A 21,286-nucleotide genomic window follows, 5' to 3' on the forward strand; every position below is an offset into this window, starting at 1 on the left:
GATAAGTCATCAGCCCACAGTGTAGAATGTGTACCGAGTTGTGGTGAGAAACGCGGGGAGCGGAATGATGTTCGAAAAGCAGGATTTACTGGATATCGCCCGTACGCCCATGCCATTTGGCAAATACTCCGGACGTCCCCTGATCGACCTGCCGGAAGAATATCTGCTGTGGTTTGCGAAAAAAGGCTTTCCTGGCGGGAGGCTCGGTCACCTGATGGCGATGACGCTGGAAGTCAAAATCGAGGGGCTGGAAGGACTGATCAAACCCCTTAAGGTCTAGTGAGTAGATGTGCAGTGAGCCCGTCACGCGGGCCCACTGCTGACAGTACTGAACGCCTAGCGTTCGTAAACGCGACGACCGCGGCTGTCGTAGTAATAGCGTCTTTTCTTCTCGCGGTCATACAGCCAACCGCCGACGCCACCCAGTGCCGCACCCACGGCGGTACCGCCGGGACTACCAGAGATCAGCGCACCGGTTACCGCGCCGATGCCGATACCTGTGCCCACACGGCGGTCGGTATCGCTCATGTTGGCACAGCCCGCACCGGTGAGGCTGGTTGCCAGTACCGTCACCAGTCCCAAGCGTTTGATTGATTGCATCTGCATAAATACCCCTTCACTGCGATCATTTGAGGACCAGCGAGAATGGTCTTCGACCACTCTTCAGCCTGATCGACTGACGTTAGTCGGAATCAGTGTATGGTCGCGTTTTCGCCACCACAAAAATCTTTGCGGTAGATATTTAGCGTATGTCGCGCGGCGACGATGGGGTAAGCTCGCCCATGCCGGGTCCGGGCGGGGCTTGGAAATGTAGTGAAACGTTGTCGGGAAGAATGGAAAAACGCTATGTCGCAACCTGATCTCACGCTTGTACAGGTGCCAGAGCCGAGCCAGGTTCGCAGCCGCCAGGCCCTGGAAAGGCTGTTGATGGCCGGTGAAGAGCTGCTTGCCACCAATCAGTTTGAAGAAGCCAGTGTGGCGGAAATTGCGACTCGGGCGGAGTCTTCCGTGGGGACTTTTTACCGGCTGCTGGGCGACAAAGACACTCTCTCACAGCTGTTGCTGCAACGGTTCATGCAGCGGCTTGCGGATGCCACCGCGTCACTGCGCGGAGCCGGCGCAGACTGCCGTGACCTTGCCGAGGCAGTGCGTCTGCTGACAGACACCTATATTGATGTCTATACCGGGCGCCGCGGAGTGCTGCGTGCGGTCATATTACGGGCCTCCCGCAGCGCGGCTTTTCGCGACCGGGTACATCAACTCAATACTCATATTTCTTCGATGGCCTGCGATTGCCTCGCGCCGTTCATGGATCAGGTGCTGCACGACAATCCCCGCCAGGCCGTGGCCTCCGGCGTGCAAATGGTGCTGGGGGCGCTGAACCAGCATACCGTAACCGGGACTCTTGGCGAATTGCCGGCGGAATCTCTGCGGCGGGAAATCGCCCGGCTGCTGCTGGGCTATCTGCGCGGCCCGCGCTAACGCTTTCCCGCGTCTTTTATTGATCCGGCATTGATCCGGCAAGACATGTCGCCGGATTAACGTGGCAGGCGCAAATCTCCACCTTTGATGAATTGCTCCCGCTTGCATAGGGCGAGCCGGTGGAGTAATCTTTCGGTATCGGAATTCGTATTCCGATTTCGTTTTTGGGGTGACCTTAAATGGATAGCCCCAGCGAGAGGAGGCCACCGCGGCCATCGGTCGAAACGAAGCGCTACAGGCGAGACATGGCCGGGGCACACAAGCCTCGTATAAGAATAACAACCGTGATGTGAGACCAATCCATGCCGTATTTTTTCCGTGACGGTCGCAAGCTGCAGTTCTCCGACACCAGGGGGCAGGGCGAGCCCCTGTTGTTGCTGCATGGTCTGGGTTCCAGAGGCTCTGACTGGCAGCCGCAAATAGCAAGCCTTGCCAGTGAGTTCCGCATACTGACCCTCGACTTTCCCGGACACGGTGAAAGTGCCCCCGCGGCGGGACTTGTCACCATGGAGGTTCTCGCCGCCGATGTGCTGGCACTGCTGGATCATCTCGCTGTTGATCGCGCCCATGTGGCCGGGCTCTCCCTCGGTGGCATGGTGACGCTGCAACTGGTGGCCAGCCACCCGCACCGTCTGCGCACGGTAACCGTAATCAACTCCGGGCCCGGCATGAAATCCGGGCGCTGGCGGCTGTGGCTGCTGATAGCGCTGCGCGCCTTGCTGATCCGCAGCTGCGGATTGACGGCGCTGGCGAAACGCATCGCACCGAAACTGTTTCCCAACCCCGCGCAGCAGGCGCTGCGGGAAGAGTTCCTGCAGAGTATTGCCGTCGCTGACAGAGGCACCTATCTCAAGATCCTGCGAGCGATCGGGCGTTTCAACGTCTGGCCGGGCATAGCCGGCAGTTCGGTACCTGCTTTGATTCTGTCGGCAGACCGGGATTACACACCGATTGCCTACAAGGCTGCCTACACCGCCGCGATGGGAAATGCGCAACTTACCGTTATCGAAAATTCCGGCCACGCCTCACCGATGGATGCACCGGACCAGTGCAATCTGAACATCCGCACATTTCTGCGCACACACACTGCGAAGGAGGGCGCTGTGATAGCGCAGGTGACCGCCAACTGATTTCAATCATAAAAATAGCGAGAGAGGAATTGGGTATGACTGATAAAAATAATGCAGTACCTGGATTTCAAAGAAACGTGCTGCCCCTGGCCATTGCCGGCCTCGGCTGCATTAGTGCGATGGGCGCTCCTAAGGTCTGGGCTCAGAGCGGCCTTGATACGCAGAAGAATGTACAGGCAATCGAGGAGATCGTGGTTTCCGCGCGCCGGCGCGATGAATCTCTACAGGAAGTGCCTCAGGCAGTCAGCGCCATCAGTGGTAGCGACATGCTGATTGCCGGCATTTCCGACCTGACTGACCTGCAATCCCAGGTGCCGGGACTCACCGTCTATCCGGCCCGCGCCACCAGCTCCACGGTAACAGCATATATTCGCGGCGTAGGACAGTCGGATCCCCTTTGGGGAGTCGAACCCGGGGTGGGAATTTACGTGGATGACGTCTACCTGGCGCGCCCTCAGGGAGCACTGCTGGAAATGTTGGACGTAGAGCGCGTGGAAGTTCTGCGCGGTCCTCAGGGTACGCTTTACGGGCGCAATACCATCGGCGGCGCTATCAAATATGTCAGCCGTCCCATTGGTGAGGACACGGAATTTGCGTTGCGGACGGCACTCGGCAGCTATAACCAGCGGGATATTGCCGCGTCAGTCAGTACACCGGTGACAGAAACGCTTTACGCAAGCCTGGCAGTGGGATCGTTCGAGCGCGACGGATTTGGCAAAAACCGTCTCACCGGTGTCGAAGTCTCCGACAAACAGCTGTACGCCGGTCGCGCGGTGCTGGAGTGGCGTCCCGACGCACACTGGTCTGTGAACCTGGCTCACGACGTGGTCTATGATCGTTCTGCGGTACCCGGCGCCCAGCGCATGCTGGCGAATGGCATTGAGTCTTTCTTCAGTGGTGAAGCGCCGCTGCCGGTCAGCGATCATCGTTACGATGTGGATAACGGCTTCGCCAATCAGAGTAATGATACCGACAATTCCGGGACCGCTGTGACCGTCAGTTGGCAGGGCAACGACCGCTGGTCATTTAAATCCATCACCGCGTACCGCGAAGGTGAATTCAAACAGGCCATAGATTTTGACCTGGGCCCCTATCCAATCGCCGATGTGGATGGGGAACAATGCGACGATCAGCTGAGTCAGGAATTCCAGTGGCAATACAGCAACGACGGGCTGAGTGGAGTGTTCGGGCTCTATCTGCTGGATGCCTCTGCCGGTGGTGAGATCCGCAATCGCTTCGGGTTGCCAACCGTACTGGTCGCACCGGGATTTGAGTCCATCATCGGGCCGACCGTCGCGCTCTACGGCGCCAGTGGCGGCAATGTGGACACAGACGCGGCAGCGTTGTTCGGAGACCTCAGCTATGACCTGACCGACAGCACTGCACTCAATCTGGGGGGACGCTTCAACCGGGAGAAGAAGCGGGCGGTAGTGCTCAACCAGAATATGGCGGATGCAGACTTCACCACTCCCAACGGACAGGTCACTGCAGATTTCGACGCGGCAGAAACCTGGACGGATTTTTCTCCGCGCATCGGTCTGGACCACCAGTTAAACGAAACTACGCTGGTTTACGCCAGCTACAGTGAGGGGTTCAAGAGCGGTGGTTTCAATATCCGTGCGAACACCGCACAGGTGCCAGACTCAAAAAATCCCTATAAGCCGGAGGAGGTCGCCAGTTATGAGTTCGGTATCAAAGCCGATATCAGCGAATCCCTGCGTGTGAACGCCGCGGCCTTTTATAGCGATTACGAGAATATTCAGCTCAGTATCTTTACTGGAGTGGATACCACCGGTGACGGTAACAAAGACAGCTTTTTCGGCGATTTTACCAATGCCGGCGCCGGTGTGATCCGCGGTGCGGAACTGGAATACCAATGGGTACCGAGTAGCTATTTTGCCCTGAGTGGCAACGCCACCTGGCTGGATGCCTATTACCAGGAATACATTTCCGCGGACGTGAACGTGGCCGATGAACAGAAGTTTACCAACACCCCCGAACTCGCCTACACAATCAATGGTGACTTCAGCTTTGCCGTCACCACGTGGGGAAACATCGACGCACGCTTGAGCTACAGCTACCGCGATGACGTCTATCCGACCACGGATCTCAGCGACATGGTATTTCAGAAAGCTTACGGGCTCTGGAACGCGACGGTGGTATTTACTCCCGTGTCGGAAGGCTGGCAACTCGCCCTTGAGGGCCGAAACCTGAGCGACGAGGAATATCTCAATACCGGTTACGACCTGCGGCCTTCGGGCTTCCCCATCGTGAGTGGTTTCTACGGTGACCCTCGGGTGTGGGCGCTGCGCCTGAGCATCGACCTCTGACACTATCCCCGGACCCGCGCAGGTCATGGGGGCGAAACTGGTATTGCCAGGAGCGAAAATGGGGTGTGGCGAAACCCTGTGCACCTTGATTCGTGAAGAGCAGGTTAATGCGGCCGCAGGAGTGCCGACAGTTTGGTTGGCGCTGCTGCAGTACCTGCGCGAAACCGGTCTGGACATTCCGAGCCTGCAGCGTGTCATTGTTGGCGGTGCGGCATGTCCATGGTTGATCATGCAGGAGTTTGAAGAGCGGCATGGAGTCTACACCCACCATGCCTGGGGTATGACGGAAACGAGCCCGGTGGGTACCTTCAATGGCTGGCTGCCGGAGAGTCTTCCACCGGAAGAGCGAAAAGCCCGTCGGCTAAAACAGGGGCGCGCCGCATTCGGGGTGGAAATGCGTATTGTCGACGACGGCGGCAAACGCTTGCCCCACGACGGCATAGCTTTCGGCGCATTGCAGGTACGGGGCCCTTGGATTTGCGAGCGCTACTTCAAATCGGAAGTTTCCGCACTCACCGCCGACGGTTGGTTTGATACGGGCGATGTGGCCACCATTGATCCCGATGGTTACCTGGGAATTACCGACAGAACCAAGGATGTTATCAAGTGCCCGCATAGACGCGTCCATATCCAATCAACCAGTGGTCATCTGACAACGTGTTGCCGGATGACCACATCACTTCTGCGAGAAAAGCACCAGGCAACTTTCGGAATTTTCTGCCGTCGCAGGGAAATCGAAACGAGGAAAAAATAATGAATACCTTCCCAGTTGCACCTCAATGGATGTATCGCTTAGCCTTACGAGTGATAAAGACACTTATATTCATTGGTTTATTCTATGGCAACAGCCAAATAGTCAATGCTGCAGACAGTCAGGCTTTATTGCGCAATATTTCCTCCTTGGGTGGTGCGCAGGTTCAGGGTGTTGCCGATGAACACAATACCCAGTCATGGCGGGGAATCCCATTTGCTCAGGCGCCAACAGGGGACTTGCGCTGGCGCGCACCGAGAGACCCGGTTCCCTGGAGCGGTGTTCGCGACGCGAGTCAATTCGGCAGCCTATGCCCGCAGCTCGGCAGCTTCTTTGGCGACCCGGACCCCGCAACCTTTGACCAGCCAATCGGCAGCGAGGACTGTCTTTATCTCAACGTATGGCGGCCGAAAAGCAGCGCCGACAATCTACCAGTACTGTTCTGGATTCACGGCGGTTCCAACCGATTTGGTGCCGGATCCGAGGTGCTCTATCACGGCGCCAGTTTTGCACAAAAGGCCAATGCGGTGGTGGTTACCATCAATTATCGGGTTGGCAGTCTCGGTTGGTTCTACAACAGCGCACTGGCAGAAGGGAACCCGAAGGACGACTCGGGCAATTTCACCACCTTGGACTTGATCAAGGGGCTGGAGTGGGTTCGCGACAATATCGAGGAATTTGGCGGCAATCCGAACAGTGTCACCATTGCCGGTCAGTCTGCCGGATGCATCAATGCCTGGGGGTTGTTGCAATCGCCGCTGGCCGATGCACTGGTGGATCGCATGCTTTGCATGTCCGGCTTACCAAACGCCTACCCGAAAGCGTTGGGACAAGTGCAATCCAACGATGTGATTGACCGGCTGCTCATAGAGAATGGATACGCGGTGGACAAGTCGTCTGCTGTACAGTTTCGTCTGCTCCAGAGTGATGCCTGGATTCGGGAATTTCTTCGCAGTCTGCCGGCAGAAGCCGTTGTGCGGCATACACCAAGCCCAGTGGTGATGGGGCATTTCACCGATGGGCATGTAATTCCGTGGGCCGGTTATGCGGATCTGATCGCCGGTGGCTACCACAAGGTACCCATGATCCTCGGCACGACCGGCGATGAGGGAACGCTGTTTGCGGGCGCACTCGCCGGCTATCTGAAACCCTCGCTGGCAGAACTCTGGGACATGGCTATTTACCAGAATCCGGAAAACCTAACGGTAACGGATATTATCGAGCCTGATCTCTACCCCACGTATTATCCGGTCCATCGCACCCTGAGCTTGGCGGTCGATCTGACTATCGACAATATCTGCCGCTATCTGCGCTTGATGCAGGGCGATATCTATCGTTACAACTTTGAATGGGACGACGCGCCGCCGCCATGGAAAGAGAGTTTCGGTGCCATTCATGGCATGGATCTTCCGTTCCTGTTTGGCAATTTTCCCGGTCCCGATCAACCCGACTTTATGCGCTATATGATCACCGCTGAAAATCAGGCGCAAAGACAGCAGCTATCCGATAAATTCATCCGCTACATTGCCCAGTTCATGCGAACCGGGAATCCAAACAAATGGTTTGATGGGCTGCCTGAATGGTATGACTGGTCCAACTTCTGGATTTACCAGAAACGTCTGATTCTCGACAACAACTTGCATACGAATTCTCACGATTTTTGGCTCTCCGACGTAAACAATGCGCTAAACGAGCTTGGTCAGGCCGAGCGGCAGCAGGCTGAGAGTCTGATGTCACATTTCCAGGTACAACTGGAAGAAGCGAACGTAACTTACCAATAGGGCAGTTGCCGGAAATTTCATGACCTTCTCCGGGCTAGAGAGCTTGCCCATGGCCCGGAGCTATTGGGAGATTGGAGCTGAAGTTCCTATTTCCTCAAGAAGGGCGCCGAGCGCCATTCATTCCCATCCCCAAATATTCCAGACAACATATTTATCTTCGCTCTTAATTTCACCATTCAAAAGACGACAGAGCATGATAAAAGCGTCATTCACCACATAAATACATCCCTCATAAAAAAATACTTACTAACCTAGATGTGATTTTCTCCCAAGAAAGGCATCGTTAAGTCTATTTCTGTCATGTTTTTCATTGGAACGGGTTTTTAAGGTGGTTGATGTGCCAGCCGAGGCTTCGGTTGACGGACTGCCGGACGGTTCAACTGAAAATGTACTGGAAATGCATTGCGTTGGCGTGGGCTTTTCTAAAGTCGTACCTATTTCAGGTGAAGTAAGAAACATTCAAATAGTGAGGTGTGAGATCGGTGAGCAGGATGCAAGCCCATTACATTGAAAAGGCCAGTGGTGAATTTGTTTCTATAGACGCAAACAACATTGTATTGAATTCGCCCGGGCTGATTAAGTTGCCACTCTCAAAGGAAGAGATAGAAGTCTTCTTTCGCTCCGGAGATGATCTGGTCATTTACCTTGAGTCTGGTGAAGAAATAACCATCGCAAACTTCTTTTCGACAAGTGACGCTGGGTTAAGAAGCGACTTGTTTCTAGAAGATCCCCAGACCGGAGAGCTACAACTTGCGAGTTACTCCGCAGACGGAACTGTCTTCTCACTGGCCCAGGCCAGTGGCGCAGACATTGCCAATACCCTCACTCAGGAAGAAGAGGAAGACGATGATCCCTTAATCCCATTCTGGCTTTGGGGAGGATTATCGGCCCTCGGAATTTACGGAATTAAGGAAGCTGTCGACGACGACTCATCCAGTGCACCACCTTTTGAACCTTACATACCTCCACCTGAACCTATTGATCCACCTCCAGCGCCGCCTCCCGTAGACGGTGATGCGGATGCAGATTCCGACGCTGACGCGGACGCGGATACTGACGCCGATGCCGATGCCGATGCCGATGCCGATGCGGACGCCGATGCGGACGCGGATGCCGACGCGGATGCGGACGCGGATGCCGATGCAGACGCCGATGCCGATGCTGACGCGGATGCGGATGCGGATGCGGATGCAGACGCGGATGCCGATGCGGATGCAGACGCGGATGCAGACGCGGATGCCGATGCCGACGCCGACGCGGATGCCGATGCGGACGCCGACGCCGACGCCGATGCGGACGCAGATGCCGATGCCGACGCGGATGCCGACGCGGATGCCGATGCGGATGCCGATGCCGATGCGGACGCCGACGCGGATGCCGATGCCGATGCCGATGCGGATGCCGATGCCGATGCGGATGCCGACGCCGATGCGGACGCGGATGCCGACGCCGATGCGGATGCGGACGCCGACGCAGATGCCGATGCCGATGCCGATGCTGACGCGGATGCGGATGCGGATGCGGATGCGGATGCGGATGCCGACGCCGATGCGGACGCCGACGCAGATGCCGATGCCGATGCGGACGCCGACGCAGATGCCGATGCGGACGCCGACGCAGATGCCGATGCGGATGCCGATGCGGATGCCGACGCCGACGCCGATGCGGATGCGGACGCCGACGCAGATGCCGATGCCGACGCGGATGCCGATGCCGATGCCGATGCCGATGCCGATGCCGACGCCGACGCAGATGCGGACGCCGACGCAGATGCCGATGCCGACGCGGATGCTGACGCCGATGCCGATGCCGATGCCGACGCCGATGCCGACGCCGATGCCGACGCCGATGCCGACGCCGATGCGGACGCCGACGCAGATGCCGATGCCGATGCCGATGCCGATGCGGACGCGGATGCCGATGCGGATGCGGACGCCGACGCAGATGCCGATGCCGACGCGGATGCTGACGCCGATGCTGATGCCGATGCCGATGCCGATGCCGATGCCGATGCGGACGCCGATGCGGACGCAGATGCAGATGCCGACGCAGATGCTGACGCGGATGCTGACGCGGATGCGGATGCGGATGCGGATGCGGATGCGGATGCGGATGCGGATGCCGACGCCGATGCTGACGCGGATGCCGATGCCGATGCGGACGCGGATGCCGATGCCGATGCGGACGCGGATGCCGATGCCGATGCCGATGCGGATGCCGACGCCGACGCGGATGCGGACGCAGATGTCGATGCATTCGATGACTTAGCCACGGCGATAGTCAATCTCATTCCGACTTCGACGAGTGTCGACCACGGCAGTGTTGAGTATCTACTCGGAGCTGGTGTTTCCCTTGCAAGCCTGGATCTGCAGGCTACCGTGCTGGGAACAAATTCGCTCAGCTTTGAAGTGGTCCCGGGGCACGAGCAGGATCTGACGTTCACATTCGATGCATTACTTGATGTCAGTCTGCTGGGCGATTACCAGGTCGTTGTTCAGAAGTGGGACGAACAAGCAAATGAATGGACCACGATTGATGGTTCCTCACCTGGGGCGACAGTTCTGTCGATCGGTGTTCTGGATGACGATTCGTTCGGTGTTGAACAAGAGCTGGATGCTGGGCTGTACCGCGCCTTCCTGACGTATGAAGGGGTTGGAGTCTCGGTATTGAGTTCCCTGTCAGTCGCGGGAACGGATTACAACTACACGGAAATCGCAGGTTATGAAACCGAGGTGGCAGCCGGAAATGTGATTACCGATGTAAACCCCGACGGTGAAGTGGATGTCGTCACCCCGAATACGGTAGTCCAGAGTGTCAACGGAACCAATGTGACGGGCGATGCGACCAACATTGTTGGACTTTATGGAACGCTCAGTATTGATCCAGACGGCGACTACGTCTACACACCAAATGAGAGTGCGGATGGTATCGGTCAGGTGGATCAGTTCGAGTACACGCTGTATGACCCGGACAGTGACACTACCGCTACGGCGACTCTTTATGTCAGGATCGATAGTGAAAGTGTGGAGCTGACCTGGGACGAGGTCGAGTGGCGTGATCCGGCTACGGTACAATTCTCAGTTGTCGATGATTCTTCCTCCGCAAGTATCGAGTGGCAGAATGTTACCGATGACGAGTACTTCGACGAGACTGGCTCGTTGCTGCTCAGTGGTGGTCTGGGGCAAACAAGCACCTACACCAGTGATAGCTTCGAAATCACGGATGACATGTTGGTTGCCGGTAGCATTGATGTATCCGTCCTGCTCGCGGCGCTATCAAATGGTGAGGTCTTCCTGGAAAGGGAGGTCAGCCCTGGAAACTGGGAAGTAGTAGCCAGTGATAGTTTCAACATTATCGTTGGCGGTCTCGGGGTGGTGGCTTCAATTGACTTGTCAAATGTCGCCTTCACCGCAGGTACTTATCAGGTTCGGGCGACGTTAAGTGGTACGCTTGTTAACGTCTCGGCTGATGTCATAACAAACGTTGATGTTACCTACCTCGATGAGTATGTGGTCACTGATACAACTTCCTCTGAAGGCAACCTGCTCACAAACGACGAGCTTGGGTCTCCATTTACCATACTGCAAGTGTCCGAAGATGGCGTCGGCAACTTTGTGGATGTGACCGGTACGGATGTTGTAGAGGTTACAGGTACCTATGGAACCTTGTCCGTTACCGCCGATGGCAACTATGTCTATACGCCAAGTACGTCTGCTGCGTACTTTACTGAGCCGTATGACGAAGTGTTTGTCTATCGTCTGTTGCTCCCGACTGGGGAAACCGCGACAGGGCAGCTTACGGTAACGGTCGATCCGGAAGGTGTGGGCATTGCAAGTCTGATAGAACCGCTCTCGTCGGATTCCATGTCTATGGCGCTCGTCGATGATACTGAGGCATCAACCGACGACGATTTTGCGCTACAAAGCAGCGAATCCGGTCTGGAGACGCTCTACTGGCAAGGCGGTGAAGGTGTTGTTGCTCTGGGAGACTATGGTGGCGACTTCAGTGGTATCCAGGCTGTGGATCTTGATCAGGATAATGCCGTAACGCTTTCGGTTGGTCTTGAAGATCTGCTTGCTATTTCCGGTGGAGAGCAAGTTCCGCTCTACATTACCGGCAATAGTGAGGATACAGTGGATACGCTGGGTAACTGGACCGCATCGCAAGCAGGTTCTGCGCACGGTATCGACTATGACATCTACGTGTCTGAGGACGATCCAACGCAGGAACTTTGGGTGCAAACCGGCATCAGCGTCGTCTGATTGCCGCACATTAAAAAGCCGGGCCTAATGGCCCGGCTTTTTTTTGCTTCGTTGTTTTTTGCTAGTTCAGTTTCACGATGTCAGTTCAGTTCAGTTCAGTTCAGTTCAGTTCAGTTCGCTGGCTCTGGTTCCAGCAGTTCTTTGACCAGCAAGTGCAGGCCGCTGCCATGGGAGCCTTTAAAGAAAAGGAGGTCTTCGTCGTCAATGGAATTTAGGATTTCATGTTTGAGCTGTGATGAATCCTGATAGGCAGCGCTATTTATTCCTTGTTCTATTAGGGTTTCATTGATGCTCCCGATTTCCTGGCCCAGCAAGAGCACCCGATCTGCACCTGTTTCTGTGATGTGGGGGACTAAATCATGGTGAAATTGTTTTGACTGCTTACCCAATTCGCGCATATCTCCGAGAACCAGTATTTTTTTTGCGGTATGGCGCGATAATTTTGTTTCCCCGGCGAGGCGTAATGCGGCCTTCATGGATGCGGGGTTGGCATTGTAGGCCTCGTCAATGAGATGGACCTGTTTCCCTTGTATTTGTACCCGAGAAAAATCACCGCGCCCGGGCAAAGGTTTGAACAGGGGCAGTAATGGCAGTGCTACTTCAATATTCAGCCCAAGCGTATGGATGGCGGTAAGGCATGCGAGGCTGTTAATGGCCATATGCCGCCCGCGGGCCCCGGGAGTGAACTCAATGTCTCTACCGTTCGCACTTATGACGGTTCTCCCTGTATCTGCTGTGTAGTCCTTTAGCCGAAAGTGGCTATGAGGGTGCTCGCCAAAGGTGGCCACCCTTAGCTGGTGTTTACGCGCTTCGGCTTCGATGATTGGCCACTCTGGAATATCCCTGTTGATAACGGCAATACCGCCGGGTTTCATTCCCGAGAAAATACGGCTTTTTTTTCTGGCTATTTCTTCCGTATTGTTGTGGTACTCAAGGTGGGCGGGGTGGATGTTGGTGATCATTGCCACGTCGGGCCTGGCGATGGCAGAGTTCAGTTGCATGTTGCCTACCGCCATTTCCAGTACAGTAAATGGTGCATTCCATGGGATGGAGGCCAGGTTCCAGGATATGCCTAGGGGAAGATTGGCATTGTGCTCGGTTTTTCCGATGGTTCCCCAGGCACGTAGCAGGTGATGAAGCAGCGCGACCGTGGTGGTTTTACCGGAGCTGCCGGTAATACCTATTATCTTCCCTTGGATCTGGCTTCTTGCGTAGCGGCCCATATTCAGAATGGCATTTCTCAGGTCGGGAACCCGCAGTATTGGCGTCGAGTCTGGGAGAGAAAATTCCGGGTCATCGGTAATGACTGCCTGCGGTTTATACGAAAGTGTATTCAGGCGATGTGGGGGAATGAATCTGTCTCCATTTTTCGGCCTCACTACCACGATATTCCCGGGGCGCATGCCTGGGGGGAATATACAAAGACCAGTGGCTCGCCAGGTGGGCGATTGGGGCGGTGTTATCCAGCTGCCCGAGGTTGCGCTTACGAGATTTTCCGTATTCCAGTTGTCCGATACTGTTGCGAATCCAGTTTGACTTGCTGTGGATATAGCGCGTGTGGCGTTTTGTGTGCACTTGTTCTGGAGATAATTTCGATAGGCGACGAACCCAGAAAGGTAATGCTCCACATCATCAATTCGGACGCGGAAAGCGTGGTGTCTGATAAAGAAACTACCAAGAATCTTTCCTGGTTTTTCGAAGTACATGGCGTATTCCGGCCAGAAGTGGCCGTTTAGCAGATAGTGGGCTCGATACTCAAGGGCCGCATGAAATTTTTCCAGGTCAACGCGGGCGAGTAGATGGCTGAACGTATTCTTCTGCTGCATTCGGGTCAGCATGCGCTCGGCGGCCATCATCAATTCCAGAAGTGTTGGGAATGTGGTGATGCGCTCCAGCACAAAATCCAGATACTCGGAGAAATTATCTATGCCGAACTGGAAATATTTTTCCTCCGGCCGATAGAGTGTCAGCTCATTGACGCAGTAGCTCAGCCAGTGATCATGTGCTCGCCAGTGCTTGGCTTTGATAAAGTGCTCAAACGCCTTTTCCACAGCGGTGAGCCAGCGGTCGTCTCTTGTCAGTCCGTAGAGCCTCATTAACCCAAAGGCGGCCTCACCGTCGTAGTAGATAATGCGAAACTTTTCCTTGACCGCAAGTGAAGGGTATTCCAGCACGTGAACAAATTTTCCGCTCTGAGGGTCCTGCATGTGGCAGATTCCCAGCGCCAGTTGTTCCATCAGGGTGAGAAATGCGTCATCGCCGGTCAATGTGGTGTACTTTACGAGTGCGAGAAGGCAAACGCCATTACCTCCCAGCTTTATCTCTCTGCTGCTCTCGACTAAAAATGCGGCGGTGGAGCCGTTGGGAAGTCGTGCGGTTTTGATCAATCGGCTAGTTAGATATTCCAGCGCCTGAAGAATGGCTGACTTGAGACCTTCGTCGCCGGTGACTTCCCAGGCTTCCAGCATCGAGTAGATACTGCTGGCGTGACGGAGGTTGTTATAGGCCGCAATCGGTCGGTCGAAACAGGGGTGCCAGCCATAGCGGAATTGACCGTTCTTTTTCACTTGGCTGGCGAGGTATGTGCTGCTGTCTCTGATTAGCCGGTATACACAGTCTTCATCGAGTTCCTGGATGATTCTGCGCCCCGCATCGCGATTTGGTCCGTTGAGTGGTAAAGGTCCTTCTGTGTTGCTGCAAAAGATTCCTCTGGTAAACAGCAGGTACACCGCTCTCTCAGGAGAAAAATCCAGCTTTATTTCCGATCCATAACGCTTCTTTGCGTAAATGATGAAATTCTTTTCATTGATGATGGCATGAGTGATCTGGTTGCCACCATAGAGCATCGCATTGGCATTCAACTCTGGTTCGAGAAAGCTGAATTTGAAGTCTGGATCAAGTGCGATACCGCGGCGGAAATAATTGCGCTTGGTTATCTCCAGTACATCTTTTAGTTGCCTCCAGGTGGATTCCCGGCTAGTGAAAACCCAGTCAACCCGCAGCCAGCAAACATCAAGCTTCTCGGTTTCCGCCAGTTCCAACGCGCAGGCCTGGCCTTCCTCCCAGGCCTGGAGAAAGCTTTGCCCTTGTACGTGGACGACGCTTGCCCGACGTTGGCTGTCACAAAGGGAAAAATACAGGGTATAGGGTGGGCGCAGTCTGGAAAGTTCCTGCTCTACGGAGGGACGAATGCGGGTGAGTAGTTCTGTTAATGACATGGCTTCCCTGCCTTTTATTTACATTTTTATTCACTGGTACGCGGCTACAGGCGCAACTTCGCACATCGCGTCTATTATAGTTCCTGCTCTGTATTTGGACGGGAGTGGCGCGAAACTATACTTGTATTGTCCCGGGAAGACTCCCCCATCGCGAGACGAGGTGGAGTGCCAAGAAGAAGCGGTCCGTAACGGAGACTGAACATGACCGTAAATAGACCCACAGCGGGTAACCACTGGTCTGAGATTGATTTCAGCGAGTGAAAAAGCGGGAAGTTTCAGTCAGCTTGATTGGGTAAATGGGGTGAGCGGTCGATATTTATCGGCCGCTTTTCTTTTGGCGTCATCTTATGGCTGCTATATAGGGGATCGATGCCCAGGCACGATCTGGGTCCGATTTCGCGAGAACTACCGCGCCACAAGCCGGCTTCCGGGTGTGACTTACCTCTCAGGACTGCCTTAGAAGGCTGGTCAACACGACCTGTACCGGAGTATTGTGAAAACTTGATGACATCGCTGTCATTTTCTTGATAAAAATGACAGCGATGTCATTGTGCCCGGGTCACAGCGGGCACCAGAGGTACCTGTTCTCAGAACAGACAAGAAGTACCGGCATGGAGGTAGTTATGCCGTTCAATCGGGGGCAGCGAAGCCCGTTGAGGTATGACGGAACAACACTTCGTTGCTCTCATTGATATAGATCCTGATCAATACAAAGATAACGACAAGGTGAACATCAATGAAAGGGCTCACACCAAGCCACTGGCGCCGCGCACTGTTAGCGCTCGGCCTAGCCAGTTCTTCCGTCATCGCCGCACCGGGCGCCCCCACTATCGACTGGATGGAAACCAGCTTCGCCATCATCGAGGTGGACGACGCGGCCACCGCTTACGAGCAGCTGGTTACCATCCACGACTATGCCGAAGTGCCGGTGTCCTGGTCCAAATGGTCCGGCGATGCAGCGACCAAAGCGCAATACCTTCTGAACGGACAGGTGGTGCAGGAACAGAGTATCAGTGGCGACGGAACCCAGACCGGCAGCGCGACCCTGCAGGTTGCGGAGGGCGGGCAGTATGAACTTCAGGTCGCCCTCTGTAACGACGACGGTTGCGCCACTTCCGCCGCGGTCGACATTGTGGTGGCGGACACAGACGGCAGCCATCTGGACCCGATAGTGCTCACTGCGGGTGAAAACAACCAGCCCTATACCAACACCAGTGGTTCCGTGGTGGGCACCTATTTTGTGGAGTGGGGTGTGTACGGGCGCAAGTTCTCCGTGGACATGATTCCCGCCTACAACCTGACCCATATCATTTACGGTTTCGTACCGATCTGTGGCGGTGACGGTATCAATGACAGTCTGAAGGAAATTGAAGGCAGTTTCGCGGCGTTGCAGCGCTCCTGCAGCGGCCGCGAAGATTTCAAAGTATCGCTGCACGATCCGTTTGCCGCAGTACAGAAATCCCAGAATGGGCAGACCTATTCCGATCCCTACAAGGGCAACTTTGGCCAGTTGATGGCGCTGAAGCAGGCCTATCCGGACCTGAAAATATTGCCGTCCATTGGGGGCTGGACCCTGTCCGATCCGTTCTTTTTCTTCGGCGATCCGGCCAAACGCAAGACGTTTGTGGACTCGGTGGAGGAATTTATCCGTACCTGGAAATTCTTCGATGGTGTGGATATCGACTGGGAATATCCAGGCGGCCAGGGCGCCAATCCGAATCTCGGTGATGCGTCCACCGACGGCGAAACCTATCGCCTGCTGATGCGCGACCTGCGTACGATGCTCGACGAACTGGAGCTGGAGACCGGCCGTGAATACCAGCTGACCTCCGCCATCGGTGCCGGCTCCGACAAGATCGAAGATGTGGATTATCTCGATGTACAGCAGTACATGGATTACTTCTTCGTGATGACCTACGACTTCTACGGTGCATTCAGCCTGGATACGCTCGGCCATCAGACCGCGCTGTATGCGCCGGCCTGGAGGCCCGATACCGACTACACCACCCACAATGGTATCCAGGGCATGCTCGCCAAGGGTGTTGATCCGGGCAAGCTGGTCGTGGGCGCGGCCATGTATGGCCGCGGCTGGACCGGTGTTAACGGTTGGACCGGCAGCGACCACATGACCGGCACGGCCACTGGAGCGGTTGCCGGCACCTGGGAGGCGGGTGTGGTGGACTATCGCGATATCGTTGCGCGCCTCGCCACCGGTGAGTGGGAAGAGTATTACGATGCGACCGCCGAAGCGCCGTACATGTTCAAGCCGGGAACCGGCGACCTGATCACTTACGACAACCGTCGCTCCGTACTGGCCAAGGGCGCCTATGTGCAGTCAAAAGGCCTCGCCGGTCTGTTCTCCTGGGAGATTGACGCGGACAACGGTGACATCCTGAATGCCATGCACGAGAGCTTGGGCCATGGAGACGGCCCGCAAAATCGCACCCCGACCGCGCGCGCCGGCGGTGACCAGAGTGTGAACAGCGGTGCCGTGGTGACTCTGGACGGCGGCACTTCCAGCGATCTGGATAACGACCCGCTGACTTACCACTGGGAGCAGGTGTCCGGCGAACCGGTAGATCTGCAAAACGCGCAAAGCGCCGCCGCCAGCTTTACCGCACCGAGCGTAACGGCCGATGCGGAACTGGTTTTCGCGCTGACCGTTACCGATACCAGCGATGCCAGCAACACCGATCAGATCACCGTGACCGTGCTGGCGGATCAACCCAATCGCGCGCCCAGTGCGCATGCGGGCGACGATCAGATCGTGGTTACACCGGCGACGGTAACCCTGAACGGCAGCGGCTCCAGTGATCCTGATGGCGATGCCCTGACCTACAACTGGACTCAGATCTCCGGTGCCGCAGTAACCCTCAGTGACGCGACCGCAGCAAATCCCACGTTCTCTGCCACGGAGGTTGCCGCCAGTGCGGAACTGGCGTTCGCACTGACCGTCAGCGACGGCAGCCTGAGCGATGAAACCCCGGATCAGGTCAGCATCTTCCTACTGCCACCGGAGGCCAACACACCGCCGGAAGTATCCGTGCCCGCCCTGGTGACGGTAGCGGAAGGTGCAACGGTTTCTGTCACCGCAACCGGAACCGACGGTGACGGCGATGCGTTGACCTACACCTGGTCCGGTATGGCTACAGGCAGTGGATCGAGCATCACCATCACCGCACCGCAGGTCGAGCAAGACACGGATTTCACCCTGAGCGTAACCGTCAGTGACTCCATTGATAGTGCCAGCGCCGACGTGATCGTGCGGGTAACCAACACCGTTATCGGCGATGGCTGTGAACTCAGCGACCCCAATGCGGCGAGCGTGCCGGCATGGCAGTCCGGCGGTACTTATCTCGGTGGCGATCAGGTGAGTTATGAAAGCCTGGTCTGGGAAGCGAAATACTGGACGCAACAGGAGCCGGGCTTTACGTCCGCAGACTGGAACCTGATCAGTGAGGTGGAGGTGCCCTGGAACGCCAGCACCGCCTACAGCGGCGGGGCAGAGGTCAATCACAACAACCTGCGCTACCGCGCCCAGTGGTGGACCCAGGGCGATGAGCCCGGAGTAAACAGCGTGTGGGTGGAAATCGGACCTGCAAGTTGCCATTGAGCCCTTTATGTAAACGTGTGGTATTGCAGTACACAGGGGGCGCATTCGCGCCCTCTGTTTTTCTTTCAGCGAATAACTCAAATAAAAGGAACACATCATGAAAAGAAGTCTGCTGAGTATTGTCGCCCTCGGGCTGCTTGCCGCAGAGGCCGCTGCGGTGGACTGCAGCGCGCGCCCGAACTGGGAGAGCAGTGCGATCTATGTGGGCGGGAATGCCGTTCAGCATCTGGGCAACGGCTACACCGCCAATTACTGGACCCAGAACAATAACCCCGTGACCAACTCCGGAACCTGGGCGCACTGGAAATACGATGGTGCCTGTGACGGTAGCTCGTCCAGCTCCTCGTCCAGTTCTTCCAGTTCGTCATCGAGTTCCTCCAGTTCGTCTTCCTCCAGCTCCTCCTCCTCCAGTTCCAGCGGTGGTTCCGGCGGCGGCTTGTGTACCTCGCTGCAGTATGTTGCTGGTACCAGTTACACCGCCGGTCAGCAGGTGCAGAACGTGGGGCTCGAATTCCAGTGCAATATTGCCGGCTGGTGTTCATCTTCCGCGGCCTGGGCCTACGAGCCGGGTGTGGGAATGCACTGGCAGGATGCCTGGAGTCAGGTTGGGGATTGCGCCGGCTCATCCTCCAGCTCATCTTCCAGCAGTAGCGGGGCTAGCTCGTCCTCCGGTTCCTCTTCCTCTGGCGGTAGCTCGTCAGGTGGCAACAGCGGCCTGCTGCCAAAACACGCGCTGGTCGGTTACTGGCACAACTTCGACAATGGCTCTGGCCTGTACCGCATCAGCGACGTGTCCGATGTGTGGGATGTGATTGTTGTGGCTTTTGTGGACGACGCAGGTAACGGCAACATTGCATTTAATCTGGATCCGGGCCTCGACAAGCAACAGTTCATTGCCGATATTGCGGCCAAGCGCGCTGCCGGCAAGATCGTCATTGCCTCTTACGGTGGTGAGAAGGGCACTGTGACGCTGAACACCGATGAGAATGTGGCTAACTTTGTCAGCAGCACCGCCGCGATGATTGACGAGTACGGTTTCGACGGTATCGACATCGATCTGGAATCCGGCGCGGGCGTGATGCACGGTGCACCGGTGATCCAGAACATGGTGAAGGCGGTCAAACAGTTGAAGCAGCTCTATCCCGGCATGTACCTGTCCATGGCGCCAGAACACCCCTATGTTCAGGGTGGCTACGTGTCCTACACCGGCATCTGGGGTGCCTACCTGCCGATGATCGATCAACTGCGCGACGATCTGGATTTACTGCATGTACAGCTTTATAACAACGGCGGTCTTGCCACGCCTTACAATGGCTCGGCCTACGCGGCGGGCTCAGTGGACATGATGGTGGCGTCCGCTTTAATGCTGATTGAGGGCTTCCCGCTGGGTTACGGTAGTGCGGGTTTCTTCGAAGGGTTGCGACCGGATCAAGTTGGTCTGGCGTTGCCATCCGGACCCAGCGCCGCAGGTAGTGGCTTTGCCACCACTGCGGATATCAACCGTGCACTGGACTGCCTGACCCAACAGCTGAACTGCGCAACTCTGACACCAAGCCAGGCCTATCCATCCTTCAATGGTGTGATGACCTGGTCTATCAATTGGGACATGCACGATGGTGGTATTTTCTCCGGCCCCGTGGGCAGCCATGTGCACAACCTGCCGTAATCGAGTGTTGTGATTACGCCGATGTGTTAAAAAAATCCCCGCACCAGTATGCCGGTGCGGGGATGGATGTATGCTCTCATGCCACGGGCACCCCGTCGGTCAGTGTTCGCGGGCGCCAAGAGCTCGATTGATGACGCCCGCCAGTCTAACGCCGCCCTGGCGCAGGCGCTGTTCAACAAAGGCCCGGTTGCGCTGGTAGTAGTCTTCCCCCAGAAATTTCTCCGCTGTGTACGCATAACTGTGTGCCAACGCGTGGGACTCTGCCGCCCACTCTTCGCTATGGCTGCGCTGCCAGGCTGAACGCTGCGCCTCGGTGATTTCCCATTGTTGCCGTTGGGCATACTTCCTCCAGTCTTCTGCAAAACCGGCGGGTAAATAGACGTCCCATAACGCATGCAGATTGGTGGGGAATCCGAAGAACTGCACTTCTATATCATTGCCACCGCGGTCCTCCCGCAGTCCGGTGTGCATCGGTTGGTGCAGGTCGCCCACAAAATGGGCAACAAACAACAAGGCCTCTGCGCGCTCGCTCTCTGTGGTATCCGGGCTGCGCAAAATTTCTTCATATTTCTCCAGTGCTTTCACAATACAGCCCGCGGGCGGGCAGTCTCTGGCTTCCACGTAGCCGTGCCAGTCGCGTGGAAGGTTGATGTAGTGCAGTGGTGCCGTCCATTTGTATTGCTCATCGTGGCGAATACGGTCGGCCCAGGTACTGGCTTCGGCCAGCCCAGGTTCCCCGGCAATCTGCAGCAGTTCAGTTACCCGGGATTTCACCTCCGGTTGCAGAAAGCCCCAGGCAATTTCTCCCACAATCTGGTGGCCATTGTCACCCCACGCCTGCGCATTCGCAGCGCTCAGAAGCAGAGAGAGGTTGAGGAGTATCCCGGCCAGGAAACGTTTTTCTGACTTCACTTTGCGCCCCCTTTGTCATTTTTGGATTCCCTATATTACTCGCATTCCGTCATAAAAAGCTGAACAAGCGGACAGGTTTTTGGCATGAAAGTTGCTGGATCATTTTTATGTTGTCCTATTGGTCAACATTCTGGAAGTTTT

The 21,286-nt window shown here is 56.1% G+C and carries 12 protein-coding genes; 9 read left to right on the forward strand and 3 right to left on the reverse strand.

The window, feature by feature from the left end:
- Nucleotides 1-64: 64 nt before the first annotated feature.
- Nucleotides 65-280: a DUF3820 family protein gene (locus FDY93_RS11495; RefSeq protein ID WP_425462489.1), complete on the forward strand. Its 216-nt coding sequence runs from the start codon at nucleotides 65-67 to the stop codon at nucleotides 278-280.
- A 56-nt stretch (nucleotides 281-336) separates the two neighbouring features.
- Here the strand turns inward: FDY93_RS11495 and FDY93_RS11500 are convergent, their stop codons facing one another.
- On the reverse strand, nucleotides 337-606 hold the full coding sequence (locus FDY93_RS11500; protein WP_138235889.1) for a hypothetical protein: 270 nt from the start codon (nucleotides 604-606) through the stop codon (nucleotides 337-339).
- A 240-nt stretch (nucleotides 607-846) separates the two neighbouring features.
- Between FDY93_RS11500 and FDY93_RS11505 the strand changes: the two genes are divergently transcribed.
- The 6 genes from FDY93_RS11505 (at nucleotide 847) to FDY93_RS19540 (ending at nucleotide 11,736) form a co-directional block, all read left to right on the forward strand.
- A complete protein-coding gene (locus FDY93_RS11505) occupies nucleotides 847-1,482 on the forward strand; it encodes a TetR/AcrR family transcriptional regulator (RefSeq protein WP_138235890.1) in 636 nt (211 codons plus the stop codon).
- 302 nt (nucleotides 1,483-1,784) lie between these two features.
- The gene (locus FDY93_RS11510) at nucleotides 1,785-2,612 is read left to right on the forward strand and encodes an alpha/beta fold hydrolase (protein ID WP_138235891.1); all 828 of its coding nucleotides are present in this window, start codon (nucleotides 1,785-1,787) and stop codon (nucleotides 2,610-2,612) included.
- 35 nt (nucleotides 2,613-2,647) lie between these two features.
- Nucleotides 2,648-4,942, forward strand: coding sequence for a TonB-dependent receptor (locus tag FDY93_RS11515; protein WP_220446173.1), 2,295 nt, complete (start codon nucleotides 2,648-2,650; stop codon nucleotides 4,940-4,942).
- A gap of 25 nt (nucleotides 4,943-4,967) precedes the next feature.
- Entirely contained in the window at nucleotides 4,968-5,696 is a 729-nt protein-coding gene (locus FDY93_RS11520) for an AMP-binding protein (protein WP_138235892.1), read from the forward strand.
- Nucleotides 5,697-5,725: 29 nt separating this feature from the next.
- Nucleotides 5,726-7,474 carry a carboxylesterase/lipase family protein gene (locus FDY93_RS11525; protein WP_425462490.1) on the forward strand — a complete coding sequence of 583 codons (1,749 nt, stop codon included), beginning with the start codon at nucleotides 5,726-5,728 and terminating at the stop codon, nucleotides 7,472-7,474.
- A gap of 491 nt (nucleotides 7,475-7,965) precedes the next feature.
- Nucleotides 7,966-11,736, forward strand: coding sequence for a BapA/Bap/LapF family large adhesin (locus FDY93_RS19540; protein ID WP_220446174.1), 3,771 nt, complete (start codon nucleotides 7,966-7,968; stop codon nucleotides 11,734-11,736).
- A gap of 110 nt (nucleotides 11,737-11,846) precedes the next feature.
- Here the strand turns inward: FDY93_RS19540 and FDY93_RS11535 are convergent, their stop codons facing one another.
- A complete protein-coding gene (locus tag FDY93_RS11535) occupies nucleotides 11,847-14,954 on the reverse strand; it encodes a Mur ligase family protein (protein WP_138235895.1) in 3,108 nt (1,035 codons plus the stop codon).
- Nucleotides 14,955-15,690: 736 nt separating this feature from the next.
- Here FDY93_RS11535 and FDY93_RS11540 point away from each other — a divergent pair.
- Nucleotides 15,691-18,567, forward strand: a complete 2,877-nt coding sequence (locus tag FDY93_RS11540; RefSeq protein ID WP_138235896.1) for a glycosyl hydrolase family 18 protein — start codon at nucleotides 15,691-15,693, stop codon at nucleotides 18,565-18,567.
- A 97-nt stretch (nucleotides 18,568-18,664) separates the two neighbouring features.
- On the forward strand, nucleotides 18,665-20,233 hold the full coding sequence (locus tag FDY93_RS11545) for a glycosyl hydrolase family 18 protein (protein WP_138235897.1): 1,569 nt from the start codon (nucleotides 18,665-18,667) through the stop codon (nucleotides 20,231-20,233).
- A 99-nt stretch (nucleotides 20,234-20,332) separates the two neighbouring features.
- On the opposite strand, the gene FDY93_RS11550 is transcribed toward FDY93_RS11545, so the two are convergent.
- Nucleotides 20,333-21,145 carry a S1/P1 nuclease gene (locus tag FDY93_RS11550; protein WP_138235898.1) on the reverse strand — a complete coding sequence of 271 codons (813 nt, stop codon included), beginning with the start codon at nucleotides 21,143-21,145 and terminating at the stop codon, nucleotides 20,333-20,335.
- Nucleotides 21,146-21,286 lie beyond the last annotated feature (141 nt).

Source organism: Microbulbifer harenosus (assembly GCF_005771435.1).
Classification (GTDB): Bacteria; Pseudomonadota; Gammaproteobacteria; order Pseudomonadales; family Cellvibrionaceae; genus Microbulbifer; species Microbulbifer harenosus.